Source organism: Flavobacterium silvaticum, assembly GCF_012911565.1.
Classification (GTDB): domain Bacteria; phylum Bacteroidota; class Bacteroidia; order Flavobacteriales; family Flavobacteriaceae; genus Flavobacterium; species Flavobacterium silvaticum.
In genome coordinates this window covers 165,170-183,125 of record NZ_JAAMPU010000099.1, presented here as the reverse complement: position 1 = coordinate 183,125, position 17,956 = coordinate 165,170, and the positions used below count along the sequence as shown (strand labels likewise).

The 17,956-nt window shown below is 42.8% G+C and carries 17 protein-coding genes; 6 read left to right on the top strand and 11 right to left on the bottom strand.

Annotation, left to right across the window (positions count from 1 at the left end; all coding sequences use genetic code 11):
- Nucleotides 1–386: 386 nt before the first annotated feature.
- Nucleotides 387–1,643, bottom strand: coding sequence for an ABC transporter permease (locus tag G6047_RS04460; RefSeq protein WP_169526284.1), 1,257 nt, complete (start codon nt 1,641–1,643; stop codon nt 387–389).
- 232 nt (nt 1,644–1,875) lie between these two features.
- On the opposite strand from G6047_RS04460, the gene G6047_RS04455 reads away from it, so the two are divergent.
- Entirely contained in the window at nt 1,876–3,048 is a 1,173-nt protein-coding gene (locus G6047_RS04455; protein ID WP_235946494.1) for an exo-beta-N-acetylmuramidase NamZ family protein, read from the top strand.
- A 47-nt stretch (nt 3,049–3,095) separates the two neighbouring features.
- On the top strand, nt 3,096–3,320 hold the full coding sequence (locus tag G6047_RS04450) for a hypothetical protein (protein WP_169526279.1): 225 nt from the start codon (nt 3,096–3,098) through the stop codon (nt 3,318–3,320).
- A 151-nt stretch (nt 3,321–3,471) separates the two neighbouring features.
- On the opposite strand, the gene G6047_RS04445 is transcribed toward G6047_RS04450, so the two are convergent.
- Nucleotides 3,472–3,966, bottom strand: a complete 495-nt coding sequence (locus G6047_RS04445; protein WP_169526278.1) for a YkgJ family cysteine cluster protein — start codon at nt 3,964–3,966, stop codon at nt 3,472–3,474.
- An 89-nt stretch (nt 3,967–4,055) separates the two neighbouring features.
- Between G6047_RS04445 and G6047_RS04440 the strand changes: the two genes are divergently transcribed.
- A complete protein-coding gene (locus G6047_RS04440; protein ID WP_169526277.1) occupies nt 4,056–4,760 on the top strand; it encodes a class I SAM-dependent methyltransferase in 705 nt (234 codons plus the stop codon).
- Nucleotides 4,761–4,903: 143 nt separating this feature from the next.
- On the opposite strand, the gene G6047_RS04435 is transcribed toward G6047_RS04440, so the two are convergent.
- From G6047_RS04435 to G6047_RS04395, 9 genes are all read right to left on the bottom strand, one after another.
- On the bottom strand, nt 4,904–6,058 hold the full coding sequence (locus G6047_RS04435; protein WP_169526276.1) for an aminotransferase class V-fold PLP-dependent enzyme: 1,155 nt from the start codon (nt 6,056–6,058) through the stop codon (nt 4,904–4,906).
- A 31-nt stretch (nt 6,059–6,089) separates the two neighbouring features.
- Nucleotides 6,090–6,416: an energy transducer TonB gene (locus tag G6047_RS04430; protein WP_169526275.1), complete on the bottom strand. Its 327-nt coding sequence runs from the start codon at nt 6,414–6,416 to the stop codon at nt 6,090–6,092.
- A 41-nt stretch (nt 6,417–6,457) separates the two neighbouring features.
- Nucleotides 6,458–7,087, bottom strand: a complete 630-nt coding sequence (locus tag G6047_RS04425) for a 7-carboxy-7-deazaguanine synthase QueE (protein WP_169526282.1) — start codon at nt 7,085–7,087, stop codon at nt 6,458–6,460.
- Nucleotides 7,088–7,169: 82 nt separating this feature from the next.
- Complete coding sequence (locus tag G6047_RS04420; RefSeq protein ID WP_169526274.1) at nt 7,170–8,840, bottom strand: tetratricopeptide repeat protein; 1,671 nt, start codon at nt 8,838–8,840, stop codon at nt 7,170–7,172.
- 29 nt (nt 8,841–8,869) lie between these two features.
- Entirely contained in the window at nt 8,870–9,715 is an 846-nt protein-coding gene (locus G6047_RS04415; RefSeq protein WP_235946491.1) for a PstS family phosphate ABC transporter substrate-binding protein, read from the bottom strand.
- Between the two features lie 287 nt (nt 9,716–10,002).
- Nucleotides 10,003–10,797 carry an energy transducer TonB gene (locus tag G6047_RS04410; protein WP_169526272.1) on the bottom strand — a complete coding sequence of 265 codons (795 nt, stop codon included), beginning with the start codon at nt 10,795–10,797 and terminating at the stop codon, nt 10,003–10,005.
- 18 nt (nt 10,798–10,815) lie between these two features.
- Complete coding sequence (locus G6047_RS04405) at nt 10,816–11,385, bottom strand: ExbD/TolR family protein (protein WP_169526271.1); 570 nt, start codon at nt 11,383–11,385, stop codon at nt 10,816–10,818.
- Nucleotides 11,386–11,400: 15 nt separating this feature from the next.
- Complete coding sequence (locus G6047_RS04400; RefSeq protein ID WP_169526270.1) at nt 11,401–12,018, bottom strand: ExbD/TolR family protein; 618 nt, start codon at nt 12,016–12,018, stop codon at nt 11,401–11,403.
- A gap of 64 nt (nt 12,019–12,082) precedes the next feature.
- The gene (locus G6047_RS04395) at nt 12,083–12,904 is read right to left on the bottom strand and encodes a MotA/TolQ/ExbB proton channel family protein (protein WP_169526269.1); all 822 of its coding nucleotides are present in this window, start codon (nt 12,902–12,904) and stop codon (nt 12,083–12,085) included.
- A gap of 289 nt (nt 12,905–13,193) precedes the next feature.
- On the opposite strand from G6047_RS04395, the gene G6047_RS04390 reads away from it, so the two are divergent.
- Genes G6047_RS04390 through G6047_RS04380 form a run of 3 tightly spaced genes read left to right on the top strand, consistent with a single transcriptional unit; the run spans nt 13,194 to nt 17,952 of the window.
- On the top strand, nt 13,194–14,720 hold the full coding sequence (locus G6047_RS04390) for a helicase HerA-like domain-containing protein (RefSeq protein WP_169526268.1): 1,527 nt from the start codon (nt 13,194–13,196) through the stop codon (nt 14,718–14,720).
- Entirely contained in the window at nt 14,717–15,085 is a 369-nt protein-coding gene (locus G6047_RS04385; RefSeq protein ID WP_169526267.1) for a DMT family protein, read from the top strand. Before G6047_RS04390 ends, G6047_RS04385 begins: the two co-directional genes overlap by 4 nt.
- A gap of 56 nt (nt 15,086–15,141) precedes the next feature.
- Nucleotides 15,142–17,952, top strand: a complete 2,811-nt coding sequence (locus tag G6047_RS04380) for a DUF7619 domain-containing protein (protein ID WP_169526266.1) — start codon at nt 15,142–15,144, stop codon at nt 17,950–17,952.
- The last annotated feature ends 4 nt before the right edge of the window (nt 17,953–17,956 follow it).

The following is a 17,956-nucleotide window of genomic DNA, read 5'->3' as shown; positions in this document are numbered from 1 at the left end:
CCAACCTTTTTATCAACCATCAGAATATATAAGAGCCTGCTGCTTTAGCGGGTGCAAAGGTAGCCCCCTTTTTTACTTTTCCAAGCCTTTTCCCAAAAGTTTTTTCCCCTTTTCCGTAAGGCGCTGGGAACTATCGAATTGGATAGGGATTTTTTTTCCGGTTGCCGAACCGTTGGATTGCCAGATGCCCCCCGCGTGAGGGCGCAGACGGTTAGCCCGCAGCGGCAGCCGGGTGTGAGGCACGACCTGGGGAAGCGACCAAAGGAAGCTTTTCCAGGACGATTGACGAACCACGGCGGCGCGAGGACTAAAAGACGCAGACCGGCACGAGGCACATCAGTGATGATCTTCACCAATTGGGCAATGCCGAGGGACACGCCCAAACACTAATCAAAACGAATAGCTTTTACCGGAGAAATTCGTGAAATTATAATAGAAGGAATGAGCAAAACGATAAGGCAAATAATCGAAGTACCGAAATTCAGAAGGAAAATGTAACCAAAATCAAAATATACGGGAGCCGTAGTCACATAATAATTCTCAGGGTTGAGTTTTACGATTCCGAATTGCTGCTGTATTACTATTAATAGTATTCCGATAGCGTTGCCCCAAAAAAGACCTCTCAAAATAAGATAACCGGCATTGTACAGAAAAATTTTACGGACGGTCCAATTGTTTGCACCAAGCGATTTAAGCGTACCTATAAAACGCGTTCGCTCCAAGATCAATACTAACAAAGCCACAACCATATTAATAGTAGCTACGAGGATCATGACAACAAGGATTACGATGATGTTGAAATCAAACAGTTTGAGCCATTCGAAAATGTATCCGTATTTCTCAGCAATCGTTCTACTGTCGAGTGTTTCAGCTGGGTTTTGGGCATTGAAAGTCGTTTTGTAAACCTTATCGCCTATTTCGTCGAGCTTTGAAAAATCGTCCACGAACAATTCAAAAGCGCCAACCTGGTCTGGTTTCCATTTATTGATGCGTTGCAAATGCCGGATGTCTCCGAGTATGAACTGAGCGTCGAATTCCTGAAATCCTGAATTATAGATACCGACAATCTGAAAAACACGCAGGTTCGGTTTCCGCACAGCCCCGTCGTCTTTCATGAAAAACGTATTGAAACGCGAGCCCACTCTTAAATTGAGGCGATTGGCGAGGTATTCAGATATGATGACTTCATCGTTAAGCGTACCTTTCAAATTAGGCAATCGACCTGAAACAAGATATTCTTTGAGATTGTCCCATCTGTAGTCTGACCCAACACCTTTAAAAATGACGCCTTCAAAAGCATCGGCTGTTCTTATAATACCGGCTTTTGAAGCGACAGCCTGAACATGGGTGATTTCTGGAATTTCCTTAAAAACAGGATAGAATTTCTGATGGATGGAAACAGGTTTGACACTGACATCAGATTCGTTGTCATCCAAATTCGTAATGATGATCTGCCCATTGAAGGCCGCAACTTTTTCACGAATTTTACGTTGAAGCCCAATGCCTGTAGCCACAGACAAAATCATCATGATCATCCCGATGGCAATAGCCCACACCGCAATTTTCATAATTGGGGCCGAAATGCTACTTTTACGGTTCCTGGCGGTAATCAGCCGGCGCGCTATGAAATATTCGAGATTCAAATTACCTTGTTCTGTCCTCAAAAATACGCTATTCCAAAGCCATAAACCTAGTGTCTATTTATTTTTCCGATTTTAAATGAAGGTTTTGAAAAAGCGGCGCCGTCCCGATAACAACGGCTATATTGTCATTCTTGTTTTTGCCTCAATGTTATTGGCGTTAGTTCATTCGTGCGTCCCCGCCAGAAAAGGTGCTGTTGTTGGGAACGATCCTGTTCCCGGAGCCATCAAAGTGATGAAAGGTCAGGTTCCTACCGCGCAATTCCACACAGGCGCGAGCAATACCGAGGCTTATTTTGAGCTCATCGACGGAAAAGACATTGGCATAGTCACCAACCAAACCGGGATTGTCGATTATGATTCGGTGTTCCGGATGACCGATTCCGTTTCGATGAAGAATCGCGAAATGCGTATCCGGAAACAAATACATCTGGTAGATTTTCTCGTTACGAAATCACATCAGAAGCTCAAAAAAATATATGCGCCAGAACACGGTTTTCGCGGAACCGCTGATGACGGCGAAGACATCAAGGACGGAAAAGACACCAAAACCGGAATTCCTATTATTTCGATTTATGGCGATAATAAAAAACCTTCTGCAGATCAACTCAAAGGAATAGATGTGATGTTGTTCGATTTGCAAGATGTCGGAACCAGATTCTACACTTACATTTCGACACTTCATTATGTAATGGAAGCCTGTGCCGAGAATAAGATTCCGCTGATTGTACTAGACCGGCCAAACCCGAACGGAAGCGTCGTCGATGGACCGACGCTTGAAAAACAATACAGCAGCTTTGTGGGAATGCACCCAATTCCGGTGCTTCACGGGTTGACTATTGGCGAGTATGCCCGAATGATCAATGGTGAAAAATGGCTCAAGAACGGCATTCAATGCGACCTGACTGTGATTCCTTGTTTGAATTATAACAGACAGATGACTTATCATTTGCCGGTTCGTCCTTCGCCCAATTTACCAAATGACCGCGCTATCAACTTATATCCGAGCCTTTGCTTTTTTGAAGGGACGAATGTGAGCATCGGACGCGGAACCGAGAAACAATTCCAGGTTTACGGCTCTCCGAATTTGCCTGAGATGCATTTTGAATTTACGCCAAAGCCGAATTTCGGGTCTAAAAATCCGCCGCTAAACGGCAAAATTTGTTGTGGCGAGGATTTGTCCTTTGAAACAAGACACGCGGGAATCGAATTGAAATGGCTGCTCAAAGCCTATCAGGATTTCACCGACAAACCCAAATTCTTCATTTCCTATTTTACCAAACTGGCAGGTTCACCAACCTTGCAGCGCCAGATAGAAAGCGGAATGTCCGAGGCAGAAATACGCCAAAGCTGGAAACCCGGAATCGACGAATTCAAAAAAATAAGAAAACCTTATGAAATTTATTGAGGCCGGTTTTCTATATTTAGTCAACTGAATAACAACACGAAATTCCTATGAAAGGCGCAGAAACACTCCTCAATGTAATGGACGAATTGCAACGCATTATCGAAGTGCTTCATTCGTATGTCGACAAAGCGGTCGAATTTTTTTCCACGATCCGGGAATGGATCAATAAGATGATTGATTATATCGGACGCGGCGTAGATTATCTGGTCTCTGCAGTAGGTGGAAGAAAGACAGATCATTTACAATTAGCAGACGATTATTTGTTCGTATAGTTGGCCTCCGATTGGAGGCTTTTTTTTGGAAAGGCGCTAATGCGCTAATTTTTGACACGAAGACACAAAGCCACTAAGACACAAAGGAATTATAAAAGTATCTGCGCGTCATTTGTCCAACTGTTAACCGTTATCTGTTAACTGTTAACCATCACAAAGGCAACCGCTTCTTCATTTCCTCCACAATTCTGTAAGTCGCCGGGCAAATTGGAATATTCTTCAAAGTGATTGCCGAAATCTGCTGGAACTTTTTTCTGTCGGTATGCGGAAATTCGCGACAAGCTTTTGGGCGCACGTCATAAATCAGACAATAATTATCGGCTGCCAGAAACGTACACGGAACACTTTGCAACACGTAATAATTGTCTTCATCAATACGCAAATATTGATTGATGAATTGCTGCGGTTTTAATTTCAGATGTTTGGCGATCCGCTCCACATCCATATCCGTAAACAAAGGGCCTGTGGTTTTACAACAATTGGCGCAATCGAGGCAATCGGTGCGTTTGAATTCCGCATCATGTAATTCCTGCATCACGTAATCTAGATTCCTGGGCGGCTTTTTCCTGAGCTTATCGAAATATTTTTTGTTTTCGATATGCTTATCTTTGGCAAGCTGCGGTAATTGTTTGAGGAATTCTTGCATGCTGCAAAGATACTAATACGATGAATGACTGAACGACAAATGACAAAGGACTTCAATCATTCGCCTTTCAGACTTTGATCATTTGCCTTATGAAAGACCTTTTCGGCCTTGCCATCCTCGACTTCCAGACCGATAATGAACCCGAAGATCTGATTACGGAAACTTCCATTTCTGAACCCGATGTCATGAACGTCTCGTGGCTTTTCCGCAGCTACAGCCAAATGCCGAAACTGGAGAAAAAGGCGCTTCAGTTGTCACACGGAAAAGTTCTCGAAGTTGGGTGCGGCGCCGCAAGTCACGGATTATATCTGCAGGACGAACGCAATCTCGAAGTGCATTCGATAGATATTTCACCAAAAGCCATCGAAGCGTGTAGATTACGCGGTATCAAAAACGCATCGGTTGCAGACATAATGGAATTGTCAGGTGAAAAATACGACACCATCCTAATGCTAATGAACGGAACCGGAATCTGCGGGAAATATTCAAATCTGTCAGCTTTCCTTAAAAAACTCAAATCACTTTTGCGACCAAATGGCCAGATTCTTATTGATTCATCTGATATCATTTATATGTTCGACCAAGATGAAGACGGTGCAGTATCAGTTCCGGCATCAAGCTATTATGGCGAACTCGAATTCCGCGTGCAATACAAAGGCGAATTCGAAGAGCCGTTTTTCTGGTTATATTTAGACTATAATACGTTGCATACTGCGGCAAATGCCAACGGACTCAAATGTGAAATAGCTTTTGAAGGAAAGCACTTCGATTATCTGGCAAGGCTTTTTGTTTGATTTTTTGGAGCTGGTTCCGGCCGCCGCTAATAGTCCTCGACCATAAAGCCGTTTATTGTCGGGTTTATATTGGCTTCCGGTGGTCGCCATATAAACCCGCAAACACGGGCTTTCTGTCCTGTGGGCTAACCGCTTTGTCCGGGCTAGGCAAGCAAATCTGTTTGGGCCTTTATTTCTTTCAAAGCGTCGTAAAGCCTTTCAATATCTTCATCCGAAACATAAACCTGGGTTGAAATCCTTATATAGACTTGTCCGTTCAACGCCATCACCGGAATTTCGATTTTGTATCTGGAGAATAGCAATTCCTTTAACGCGATTGCATCCGTTGTCTTAATCGGAATGCTGCACATCTGCCCTAAAAATTCCTCCGTCACCGGACAAATCGGCTGGCTTACCACCAAATCACAGAATCGTCCATATTGCTCAAGAATCCGTTGGCGATTGTATTTTGCCTGTGTTTTCCAATCGATACTTTCCATGAATTCCACAACCGTATCGGCTGTCAAAAACGATGAAATATCGCGTGTTCCCTGATGTTCATGATAATCAAGGAATCGGCTTTCTCCCGGCATATCGCTGTCATAACCCCAACTAACCACCAACGGATCTAGGTCATTTTGAAGCTCTTTCTTCACATATAAAAATGAAGAGCCTTTGGGTGCCATCATCCATTTGTGCAACGTTCCGGTATAATAGTCCGGATCCAGATCTCTTAAATCGAGGTCAATATGCCCAGGGACATGAGCCCCGTCAACAATAGTTATCAATCCCAATTCCTTGGCCCTTTCACAAATCTCCTTAACCGGAAAGATCAAAGCCGTCGCACTTGAAATCTGGTTCAGGAAAACCACTTTAGTCTTTTCTGAATAGCCTTTCCAGAAATCTGCAATCATTTGTTCTTTTGAAACAACGGGCAAAGTCACCGGTTGCCGAACGTACACCGCACCTGTTTTCCTGGTAAAATAATTCCAGGTTCTGTCCATTGCGCCATATTCGTTATCTGTTGCCAGGATTTCATCGCCTGGCTTCAACTTCAAACTATGCATGACCGTGTTGATCGCATACGTAGGATTCGGAGTGAAATAAAAATCCTGAGGCTCACAATTTATGAATTTAGCCAGTGCCGCTTTGGCTTTCAAAAGCTGCTGGGGCGATTTTTTAAGGATGAATTGTACCGGCTCGAATTCGAGGGCGTGTTGCCAGTTTTGCCACGCATCAAAAATGGGCTTCGGGCACGCGCCAAAAGAACCGTGGTTGAGATAGGCGATTTCTGGATTTAGTAAAAATTGTTCTTTCATGGCATAAAAAAACCCGGCAATCCCGGGCATATTAATTATAGACTAGTGGCAATTTGATTTTCATGCTGGCCGGTTTTCCGCCTTTTTTGGCAGGTTCCCATTTTGGAGCTGCTTTTAATATTCGAATGAATTCCTGGGCCGCTTCGACTGTTGTAATTTCCACGATCCTGATATCGGTAATTTCGCCAGATTCAGAAATAGTGAAAGACGCTACCATTTTGCCTTTTGACGCTTTTGATGTATCGAAATGATCGGCCACATATTTATGGAAATCCAGGACGGTTCCACCCTGGAATTTGGCTTCGATGAAATCTGCCGGATGAACGTCGTCAACATCGCCAACTTGAGCGTTCGACATGGCCGAAAATAAAACAAAGACAACTAAACACCATTTCCTCATCATGGAATATTGAGGTATTTATGTGTCTGCAATGAAACCCGCCATTTTGGATTGTTCATCACATAATCTACAATCAATGGCGTTACCTGTTCGCGTTTACTCCATTCGGGCTGAAGGAATAAATGTGTTTTGGCACCTACTTTGGCGGCCTGTTGTTCGGCGAATTCAAAGTCGTGTTTGTTGTAGATGATCATTTTGAGTTCATCGGCCAGTTCGTAAGCCTTATCTACAGGCAATTTTGTCTTTTTGGGAGACAGACAGAACCAATCCCAATGACCGCTTGGTTCATATGCTCCGGAAGTTTCTATGTGCACTTTCATTCCTGCCCGAACCAATTCAGTAGTCAACGGCTCCATATCCCACATCAACGGTTCTCCGCCTGTAACTACGACCGTTTTTCCGTGTTTCGAAGCAGCTTCAGAAATAGTGTTAATTGAAGTTGGCGGATGTAAATCGGCATTCCAGCTTTCTTTGACATCGCACCAATGACATCCTACGTCGCATCCGCCAACGCGGATAAAATAAGCAGCTGTTCCGGTATGGAAGCCTTCACCTTGTATGGTATAGAATTCCTCCATTAGCGGAAGCATTTTTCCCTGGTTGACTAAGTCTTGTGTTACTGTATCCATCATAATTCGGCGCAAAGATACGCATATCAATGTGCTTTATCAAAGACCAATAAAAAACCGGCTCGAGGCCGGTCTTTATAATTTATAGTTTTTTAAGCGATTGTGTCGCAAACTCATCGGTCGGAGAAATTGCGATTGACTTATTGAAATAGTCTTTTGCTTTGACCTTATCGTTAGTTGCGGCGTAGAAAGCTCCTGCATTGTTATAGGCTTCTACCAATTTTTTCTTGGTTGCTTCCTTTGCCAATTCTTCAGGTCCTTTTTCAGATGCAACCCGAATGTAATCTTCATAGCTCTTGGCCATCTCGGCATTTTTCTCCATCAAACTGTTTGCACGTGCACGGAACAAATGGGCATCTTGAGTTGTTGGGGAATTTTCTGCAACCTTTGCGAACGCAGCTTCTGCTTTAACCAATTGATCCATATCTGGTTTTGCATCCTTACGGTTGTTTGCATAATAGAGCGCGTAACCATAATAGAACAAATCCTGGGTGTAATTCTTTGATTCCGGGTTTGAAACGGCAATTTCATAAATCGCAGCTGCTTCACGGAACAATTTCTGGTCGAAGAATGTTTTACCCAATTCGCTCAAATCCGCAGTGAGTGTATTGTCCATTTCCACTGCCTTTTTGATATCGGCAACACCTTGGTCGAATAAAGCCGTATCTACAGGCTGACCTGCAGTTCCCGCCGCTTTCTTCAATTTGGAAAGACCAAGGTACATATGGTCACGGGCAATGACTTTACTTTTTGGATTGGCAATGAAGTCCTGAAGTGACTTGATGGCAACATCCGTATTTCCGTTTTCATAAGCCGAATAGCCCAGATAGCGCAAAATACGTGGGTTTACATTATCGATCTTTTTCATTTGATCTGCCTCTACTTCAAGGGCTTTGTAGTCTTTGGCCAAAATCAGGAAGTCGGCGTGACGCATACGTGAGGCCAATGAATAATCTGTAAGGCTCATGTATTTTTCGTAATACGTAACCGCCTGTTTTACGTACTCATTGTATTTCTTAGGCTCATTATTTCCCCACAAATAGTAGGTTTCAGCAAGTTCGCGATAAACCGGTCCGTAATCAGGGTTTGTTGCTACAATACCTTTGAAAGCTTTGTCTGCTTCTGCAAAAGCACGGGCGAATTTCAAAAGAACACCAAGCTGCATTTTTGCCCGGATAAGTGTCGGATCAATTTGGGCGGCACTTCTGTAGGAAACATAAGCCTCGTTTTGGTTTTTGTTACCAAAGTAAGCGTCACCCAATGCTAACTGAACCTGTGCATCCTGTGCGTTTGCCACTTTTGCTTTTTCAAGTGTGGTGAGGGCATTTTTGAAATCGGGCTTATCGGCATCCATGTAGGCTTTAGCAATATAGACGTACTCTTCGGTATCTTTTTTACGGACATCCTTAAGGGCATTTGTGAAATTCGCCTGTGCTCCGGAAGTATTATTGTTGTTCAAGTCGATTTCACCAAGACCGATGTAATTGAGGTTTCCATCATCTTTTGCTGTTATCCCTTTATCGAAAACGACTTTCGCGGAATCTTCAACGTCTTGTTTCAGATAAACCTTACCAAGCAAAAAAGAAGCGCGTCCATCTGACGGCTTTGATTGTATAATTGATTTGAGGATCGTTTTTGCTTTTTCATATTGTTCGCCATCTATAGCTTTCAATGCAGCATTGGTATCTTGCGCCTGGATGGCAGAAGATCCAAGGATGAAAGCCGTAAAGGCTGCAATTCTTAACTTACTCATCTTTTTCTATTTTAGTTGTTATTGTAATTTTAAAGTGTTTTTCGGGTTACGATCTTTCTCGAAGGCATATGCTCCGGTAAAAGTCCCGATTGTAAAATGATACGCTGACCGCGCTCACCGGCTATGAAAGACGCGAAGCCCATGCCCAATCCGTCATAACCTTGTACATTGACGAAGTACAACTGCCGTGCCAGCGGGTATGTTCCTTCTGCAAGGTTATTTTGGCTTGGAGCATAAAACCCCTGTTTTCCAACACCTTGAACATCCAGAACCTGGATGTTTTTAAGATAACTTTGTACTTCCGGAGAAGGTTGAACAATCCAATTAATGCCGATAATTCCAATCATATCGGGGTTTTCCGCTACATATTTGAGAACTTCTGCATTGGTCTTAAAAGAATAAATACCTTTTTCTGGAGCATTTTTTATTCCTGCGAGATTGTTCATATACTGAACAGTTCCTGAATTCGGATTATCGAAAACCAATCCTTTAAATGAAGACGAAGATTTTCCTTTCATAAAATCAAGCACTTCCGATAATGCAATCGTAGAGTCTTTTCTATTTAAATTACCAATCAAGGCAATGGCGTCCTTAGCAAAAGGCGTCACTTTAGGATATCTTTGGGCTGAGCTGAAAAATTTCAGTTCTTCTGAATTGAGATTTCTTGCCAATACGACAATTTGGGCTGAATCTTTTAATAAAGCCTGAATGGCTTCGGCTTCAGATCGGGGCTTCAGATTAATTTTGGCATCATAAGTACTTTCAAATACCATTTTCTCATCTTCAAGAATTGGCAAAAGCGTTTCATCGACTACTACCGTCGCAGAGCCCTTAAGTATAGTTTCCGTTTCGCTTTTTCCTGTCCGGTTGCACATGAACAAAAAATTGACAACAAGAAAAACGATTAAAATCCGAACCAATAATTTCATTCCTGTAAAGAATTATCGCGTTTAAAGAAACGCAAAAAACGCAGCATGGCATATACAATCAAGACGATTCCGAGTGCTACCCTATATTTATACTCCATGTTTAAAGGCATGGAATGCCAAACAATAAGGGTTAACCCCATAAAGAGATAAACCAAAAAAAAGAATATCCCTATAATGAGAAGAAATCGCTCATTCAGCGATTTCTTCTGTATTCTCGAATGATTGGTCATGTATTAATTGGCCGATTGGATCATAATTGGAAGCTGGTAAGAACATCTTACTTTACGCCCGTTCTGTTCAGCCGGTTGCCATTTTGGAGATTTTTTCAAAACCCGAATAGCTTCTGCACCCGTTCCAAAACCGATGTCTCTCAGTACTTTGATGTCTGTAAGCGAACCGTCTTTTTCAACAACAAAAGATACAATTACACGTCCTTTGAGACCTTCTTCTTCCGGAGCGCGATAATTATTTCCGACAAACTTCAAAAATTTGTCGATACCACCCGGAAATTCAGGTTTTACTTCAATACCGGCCATATTGTAAAGCGTATTGTCTTCTTCAACAACCTGCTTTGGACCTGTACCTACCGGTTCAACTGTCAACTCGGCATCCGGATCTCCTTTAATATCTTTGTCACCGACTTTTTTGTCGACAATTTCTTTGATTTTTGGCGGTTCTTCAACAACCTCTTCTGCTTTGGCCACAATCGGTTTAACAAACTTAACCTGATCGATTTTTGGCGGTGGTGGTGGAGGTGGCGGCAAATTCGGTGGCGGAACTTCTTTTTTAGGAGGAAGTTTTACCGTCACGATTTTTTTGTCTAATGTAGTATCTTCATCTGCGGAATCCGGGATAAGCTTGGCCAACATTGGTATACTTACCAGAAACGCAAAGATTACCGCTCCAATAGCAAGTGCCTTGACAGTTGTCTTAGGGTTTTCCTTTCGCAACTGATAAGCACCATATAGCTTGTTTCGTCCTTCGAAGACGATGTCAAGCCATTGCGGTTTTAATAAGTCAAGTTTCATATTTCGTTTTCCTTTCGATTATTTTGAAGGAGTTTCTGTCCCGGTAGAACCGTCGAGCAGCTTAGCTTCCTCATCTGTGATATCAGTTATAGCGTAAGTAGGAACATCATCAATACCCATTTCATCAAGTGCGTCGACCACGTTGCGGTACTTTGACTTTTTACTTGGTTTGATAATCACGATTAATCCTTTCTTAGGATCACGTGTATATTCCGTTACTTTCTGCTTTTGCTTCAGGATTTCAGGACGTAATCCAGCCTTCCCGTAAGCAATTTCCTTTGGTGCCATAGGTTGATTGATAATGCCCATGTAATACATAAGCTTATTATTTTCACCCAGAAGCAAAGTCATCGTACGGTTCTCATCCACCTTTTGAGGCTTTTCCTTTAACGGATCATCTTCTTTATTAGGTAGACTCAAATCCATGGACTGAGGCTTGGACAAAGATGTCGTAAGCATGAAGAACGTAATCAGAAGAAAGGCAAGATCAACCATTGCAGTTAAATCTACCTTGGAATTCAGTTTTTTACTCCGGACTTTCTTGGAGCCTTTTTTTCCTTCGCCCCCGCCGGTATTTAATTCAGCCATTTTATATTGTTGAAATTAAAAGTCTTTTCCTCTAAGACCGGTTACCAGATTGAAACTGTTCACCTTTTGATCCTGAAGTATATCCATTACCTTTTTGATATTCGGATAATCTTCTTTAGCATCGCCTTTGATAGCGATGGCAAGTTCCTTGTCGTGCAGGTCAATGGTCGCTTTACGCGCATATTGAATCCAATCTGCCAACTGATTGTTTAGCGAATCTTTTGGAATACCTGGCTGGACACCTTTTTTGTTTCTCTCAGAACTTGGCAGGTTCAACACACGTGACAAATCCTGAATAGGTGTTCCGAAATTTTCAACGAGCGCAAATCTTTGCTTATCTTCTTCACTAAACTGCTGCCCATATTTTTGAGCCATAGCTTCAAGAGCAGCAACTCTCAGGTCACGCCCGGTCATTCCGAAAAACACTGTACCATTATTACCTATGGTAATCGTAGCCAAATCGCTATCAGGCAATTTAGTCTGTACGTTGGAACTTGGCGTATCTACCGGAAGTGGCTCAGGCTGCTTGGCAGTTGCAGTCAAGATAAAGAAAGTAAGCAAAAGAAAGGCAACGTCACACATCGCAGTCATATCGATGCTCGCGGCTTTCTTAGCCATTTTTACTTTAGCCATAATTTTGTATGATATTATGAAAGAGTCGGCATCACATAAACGACGACTCTTTCACAATTAGTATTTAGTTCTTAAGAGTTCCTCTGTATTTTCTGTATGTATTCACGATAGTCGAACCTGCTTCGTCAATTGAATAGGTAAGCGTATCGATTTTAGAGGTAAACAAGTTGTAAGTGATGATGGCAAGAGCCGAAGTCGAGATTCCTGTAGCCGTGTTGATAAGTGCTTCAGAGATACCGTTTGCAAGAAGAGCCTGATCAGGAGTACCTGCAGTAGCCAACGCACCAAATGCCTTGATCATACCTGTTACCGTACCCAATAGACCAGCAAGAGTACCCAACGAAACCAAAGTAGAGAGGATAGTAAGGTTTTTCTCCAACATTGGCATTTCCAAAGAAGTAGCTTCTTCGATTTCTTTGTGGATGGTTTCAGCAGCCTGTTCGCTGTCCAAACCTTCTTTTTTAACTTCCTGATATTTGATCAAAGCAGATTTAATAGCATTCGCTACAGAACCTTGTTGTTTGTCACAAGCGTTGATAGCACCTTCGATGTCACCAGATGTGATGCTTGATTGAACTGAACGCATGAAACTGTCAAGATTACCTTTACCGGCAGCTTTTGAGATCACAAAGAAACGCTCGATTGAAAAAACGACAACCATAAGCAAAAGACCCATCAAAACCGGAACGATTGGACCTCCTTTATATACCATTGCAAGATAGTTTCCTGGTAGCGGGTGACCTGTATTGACTCCGCCTTCAAAGTTGGAGCCGGCGCCCATGATGAAATTCCAAATTACCCATCCAATAAAAATACATGCGACAATAGTAATTGCAGAGAATGCACTTCCCCCGTTTGAACCACCTTGTTTTTTAGCGTTTGCCATTTTTTAAAATTTTAGTTTTTAACAATTTTCTTATCTTTTTTTATAAATCTGGTAAAAAACCATAGGTCGCAAATTTAGATTTTTACTTTAAATAAAAAAACTTTTTTCATTTTTATTAGCATTAATTTAATGTGAGAAAAAACATCGTTTTCCCTAATATGCAAACGATATAGAAAGACATCTGCCAACAAGATCCACAGGGCTTCCACAACAATTTGGGAATCATATAAATTGAAGTCGGAAGAAGATTTTTATTTAACTAAATTGCAGCTATAAATCCAAACCGAATATGTCCAGAACTGAAGATTTTTCACAGCAGATTACCAACGGATATAACTCAAAAGGCGAAAGCATCCTATTAGGAGCTGCGATGCTGGACGGACAAGCCATTCCCGATGCCCATGTTTCGATTCCGCTTAAAACAATTAACCGCCACGGATTGATTGCCGGAGCTACCGGAACCGGAAAAACCAAAACCATACAGGTCTTTTCAGAACAACTTTCCGCCGCCGGGATTCCAGTACTCATGATGGATATCAAAGGCGACTTCAGCGGAATTGCCGAACCCGGCACGGAACAGCCTTTCATCACCGAACGACAAGCCAAAATAAACATCCCGTTTTTGCCAAAATCATTTCCGGTGGAGCTCCTGACACTTTCATCACAGGGTGGCGTGCGTCTACGGGCGACCGTTTCTGAATTCGGGCCGGTATTGTTCTCTCGGATTTTAGATTTGAACGATGTACAAAGCGGCGTCATGTCAATCATATTCAAATATTGCGACGACCAGAAGCTGCCTCTGCTCGACTTAAAAGACATCAAAAAAGTCCTCAATTACATCACAGACGAAGGCAAAGACGAAATCGAGGAAAACTATGGTAAGATTTCCACGGCGACAACCGGAACCATACTTCGCAACATCATTGCGCTCGAGCAACAAGGCGGCGATTTATTTTTTGGGGAATTGTCTTTCGAAATTGACGACCTGATGCGGATCGATGAAAACGGCCGCGGTTATGTCAACATACTTCGACTCAACGACATTCAGGACAAACCAAAACTATTTTCAACCTTTATGCTGAGCCTACTTGCCGAAATCTATCAGCAAATGCCGGAACAAGGCGACTCCGGCCGGCCGGAACTTGTCATCTTCATAGACGAAGCACACCTGATTTTCAATGAAGCGAGCAAGGCATTATTGGATCAGATCGAAACCATCATAAAACTCATACGCTCCAAAGGCATCGGAATCTATTTTATTACGCAGAATCCGATGGATGTGCCGGCATCTGTACTTGCACAACTCGGACTCAAAATACAACACGCTTTAAGAGCATTCACGGCAAAAGACCGTCAGGCCATCAAACAAACAGCCGATAATTACCCGACATCTGAATTCTATAAAACAGATGAAATGCTCACCAATTTAGGTATAGGAGAAGCGTTAGTCACCGCCCTGAACGAAAAAGGCATCCCGACTCCGCTTGCCGCCACCATGATGCGCGCGCCGGAATCCAGAATGGACGTTTTGACGACAGGCGAAATCGACGCCATCAATGCCAAATCAAAACTCGTCCGCAAATACAGTGAACTTATTGATCGGGAAAGCGCCTACGAATTGTTGAATGCCAAAATTGCATCGGCCAATGAAGAAGCCGAAACCAAAAAACAGGAAACGGCAGCCAGAAAAGAAGCTGAAAAACCAAGCGAAATACTCAATAGCCCAGTGACTAAATCTGTTGTAAAAGTATTGACAAGCGCCACATTTATCCGCGGTGCCTTTGGAATCCTTTCTAAATTGCTCAAAGGGAAATGAAAGGTTTTTACACTATCGCCCTTCTTGTCCTGTCAAATATTTTCATGACGATTGCCTGGTACGGCCATTTGAAATTCAAGGAACTCAAGTGGTTTGAAAATGCAGGATTGATTACCATTATACTGATTAGTTGGGGGTTGGCTTTTTTTGAATATTGCTTTCAGGTTCCGGCCAATAAAATGGGTTATGAAGGAGATGGCGGACCATTTTCGCTGCTTCAGTTAAAAGTCATACAGGAAGTTATTACCCTCTTGGTCTTTGTCGGGTTTACCACATTTTTCTTTAAAAACGAAACCTTGAAATGGAATCATTTTGCGGGATTTGCGTGTTTGGTACTGGCTGTTTATTTTTTCTTCCGCAGATAGTCTAAAAAATATGTATCCTTGTGATATCTAACCTCTAAACAAACTCCAAACTGACAATGAAACAATTTTACGCTGTACTCCTTTTCTTCTTTATTTCTATTTGCCAGGGGCAGATTGTTGACATACCCAATGAAAATCTCAAATGGAACCTGCTGAACCATGCTCCAGTGATTGACTTGAATTATGACGGCGAAATCCAACTCAGCGAAGCCCAGGCAGCAACAACACTTAAATTATCAAACAATTTCGTCGAGGATTACACAAGTCTTTCAGCCTTTTCAAATGTAACCTGGCTCGAAATTTACGGGTCCTACCTTACCGGAATGGATTTTTCTATTTTTCCAATGCTGAGCCATCTGGACTGCCACGACAATGACCTTACATCCCTTGATTTATCAGCATTGGCAAACCTCACATGGCTGGATTGCTCAAGGAATGCGCTCACTTCCCTGGACGTTTCCGCCAATTCCCAGCTGTTGATCCTTAACTGTAGCACCAACGCGATAGATAACCTGGATGTGAGCATGCTTTTTTCACTATCGACCTTAAAGGCCTATCAGAACGGAATGACCACGCTTATAGCGAACGGACTCACCCATCTCGAAAGTGTTGAGTGTTTTGAAAACGACTTGTCCAGTCTGGATCTGACCGGTGCCCAGGATCTAAATTATCTCGACTGCGGTTATAACCTTCTGACATCCCTAACCATACAAAATCCGGCAAGCCTTTCAGTCCTGAAATGCCCACACAACCAGCTCAATTCATTTGATGCGGCCCCATTCACTAGCCTGACTTTGCTTTCTTGTCCCAGTAACGGACTCACATCTGTAAACGTTCTGGGGTTGACAAATTTGCAAACGCTTGCCATAGGCGGGAACAATCTGGGAACAGTCGATCTTTCCACACTGTCTAACCTGATATACCTCAATGTCTATGATGCACAACTGACTTCACTTGATTTAAGCAACCTCGTAAACCTGCAAACGTTGATGTGTTCAGTCAACCCGCTGGGATCGCTTAATTTCAGTAACTGTACGCAACTCAAAGACATAAACTGCTTTTCCAACCAGCTTACCCAACTTGATGTATCGGCCTTGCCTTTACTTGAAAGCCTCTCTTGCGGTGACAATCAACTTATTACACTCCACCTCAACAATAATCCGTTGCTTTACAGCCTGAATTGCTGGGGAAATCAATTGACAAGCCTCGACTTGTCCGCCAATCCATATATACGCAGTGCTGACTGTAGCGCAAATTTGTTCGAAACGCTGGACTTCAGCTATACGACTACAGCCTTGGGTGGAAGTTCATCATTTAAATTTTCTGATAACCCCAACCTGGAATTCGTCAACCTGAAGAATGGCCTTTATAGTCCTTTTGTTAATATCGCCAATCTTAACTGTCCCAATCTGGCTTACGTATGCGCAAGCGAGCAGAATCTCGGTACACTACAATCCCAGTTCAGCGCAGTTCCAAACGTTATGGTGGGCACGTATTGTAGTTTTGCTCCCGGCGGGTTGTATAACACCATTCAGGGAACGGTGCATGTGGACCTGGCACAGGACGGGTGCAGCGAAACAGATCCCGTCTTCGCAGACCTTAAACTTACTATCACAGACGGCACGAACAATGGCGCTTATTTCACTAACGCCGATGGTACGTACACGTTTAATACTGGTGCCGGTTCCTTCACGGTGGCTCCTGTACTGGAAAATAATTATTTCACTTTTTCGGGCGACCAGACGGTTGTTTTTCCTGCGGCTGATTCTTCTACCCAAAACCGTAATTTCTGTTTATCGCCAAATGGAATTCACTACGATCCTGAAATTACGATCACACCAATTGATGCCGCGAGGCCCGGATTTGACGCTACTTATCTGATAACCTACAAAAATATAGGGAACCAGACAATGTCAGGCTCTGTATCTTTTACATATGATGATTCCGTACTGGATCTTGTTTCGGCTGATATCAGTCCGGATAGCCAATCAACAGGCATGCTTTCGTGGAATTATGCGAATCTTGCTCCATTTGAAAGTCGAGACATATACGTAAAGCTAAATGTCAATTCCCCTGTAGAAATTCCGGCAGTGAACAACGATGATCTATTGAATTTTACGGCTTCTATCTCCGTTGCTGCTGGCGATGCGGAAACACCCGAAAACAATGTGTTTCAATTTCCACAGACTGTTGTAGGTTCGTATGACCCGAACGACAAAACGTGTGTCGAAGGATCTCTTATCTCTCAGCAAATGGTAGGCGATTACCTTCACTATGTCATCCGGTTCCAGAACAGCGGAACTTTTTACGCCCAGAATGTAGTGGTCAGGGACGTTATCGATGCCACAAAATATGACATTTCCACACTTCGCCCTATTGCTGCATCACATACTCATGAAACACGAATCACGGATAATGTCGTCGAATTCATCTTTGAAAACATCATGTTGCCCGCAGAACAGGATGACGAACCCGGAAGCCACGGATTCGTATCGTTCAAGATCAAAACCAAACCGAACCTGGTCATCGGGAATTCCGTAAGCAACAGCGCCGATATTTTCTTCGATTACAACTTCCCTATCGTTACCGAACCTGCCGTGACTACGGTCTCGAATCTTGGTGTTTCGGATCATGTCGATGCATCGGTTTCCATTTTCCCGAATCCGGTTAAGAATAAAGTGACCGTTACGGCAGATTCAGCGATTACATCTTTGGAACTTTATGATGTTCAGGGAAGATTGATTGGTATTTCGATTGCTTCAGGGACAGAAGCGCAAATGGACTTGTCAACTCAGGCACAAGGCGTTTATTTCCTCAAAGTAAAAACAGACAAGGGGAGTTCTACCCAAAAAATCATCCGTCAATAAAATA

What these genes read in the sequence shown, in the direction of transcription:
- G6047_RS04380 (WP_169526266.1), top strand. Translation starts at nt 15,142, where the DNA reads ATGAAACAATTTTACGCTGTACTCCTTTTCTTCTTTATTTCTATTTGC.
- G6047_RS04435 (WP_169526276.1), bottom strand. Translation starts at nt 6,058, where the DNA reads ATGAAAGAACAATTTTTACTAAATCCAGAAATCGCCTATCTCAACCAC.
- G6047_RS04415 (WP_235946491.1), bottom strand. Translation starts at nt 9,715, where the DNA reads ATGTGCAACCGGACAGGAAAAAGCGAAACGGAAACTATACTTAAGGGC.
- G6047_RS04425 (WP_169526282.1), bottom strand. Translation starts at nt 7,087, where the DNA reads ATGGATACAGTAACACAAGACTTAGTCAACCAGGGAAAAATGCTTCCG.
- G6047_RS04410 (WP_169526272.1), bottom strand. Translation starts at nt 10,797, where the DNA reads ATGAAACTTGACTTATTAAAACCGCAATGGCTTGACATCGTCTTCGAA.
- G6047_RS04395 (WP_169526269.1), bottom strand. Translation starts at nt 12,904, where the DNA reads ATGGCAAACGCTAAAAAACAAGGTGGTTCAAACGGGGGAAGTGCATTC.
- G6047_RS04455 (WP_235946494.1), top strand. Translation starts at nt 1,876, where the DNA reads ATGAAAGGTCAGGTTCCTACCGCGCAATTCCACACAGGCGCGAGCAAT.
- G6047_RS04390 (WP_169526268.1), top strand. Translation starts at nt 13,194, where the DNA reads ATGTCCAGAACTGAAGATTTTTCACAGCAGATTACCAACGGATATAAC.
- G6047_RS04440 (WP_169526277.1), top strand. Translation starts at nt 4,056, where the DNA reads ATGAAAGACCTTTTCGGCCTTGCCATCCTCGACTTCCAGACCGATAAT.
- G6047_RS04430 (WP_169526275.1), bottom strand. Translation starts at nt 6,416, where the DNA reads ATGTCGAACGCTCAAGTTGGCGATGTTGACGACGTTCATCCGGCAGAT.
- G6047_RS04405 (WP_169526271.1), bottom strand. Translation starts at nt 11,385, where the DNA reads ATGGCTGAATTAAATACCGGCGGGGGCGAAGGAAAAAAAGGCTCCAAG.
- G6047_RS04445 (WP_169526278.1), bottom strand. Translation starts at nt 3,966, where the DNA reads ATGCAAGAATTCCTCAAACAATTACCGCAGCTTGCCAAAGATAAGCAT.
- G6047_RS04420 (WP_169526274.1), bottom strand. Translation starts at nt 8,840, where the DNA reads ATGAGTAAGTTAAGAATTGCAGCCTTTACGGCTTTCATCCTTGGATCT.
- G6047_RS04400 (WP_169526270.1), bottom strand. Translation starts at nt 12,018, where the DNA reads ATGGCTAAAGTAAAAATGGCTAAGAAAGCCGCGAGCATCGATATGACT.
- G6047_RS04385 (WP_169526267.1), top strand. Translation starts at nt 14,717, where the DNA reads ATGAAAGGTTTTTACACTATCGCCCTTCTTGTCCTGTCAAATATTTTC.
- G6047_RS04450 (WP_169526279.1), top strand. Translation starts at nt 3,096, where the DNA reads ATGAAAGGCGCAGAAACACTCCTCAATGTAATGGACGAATTGCAACGC.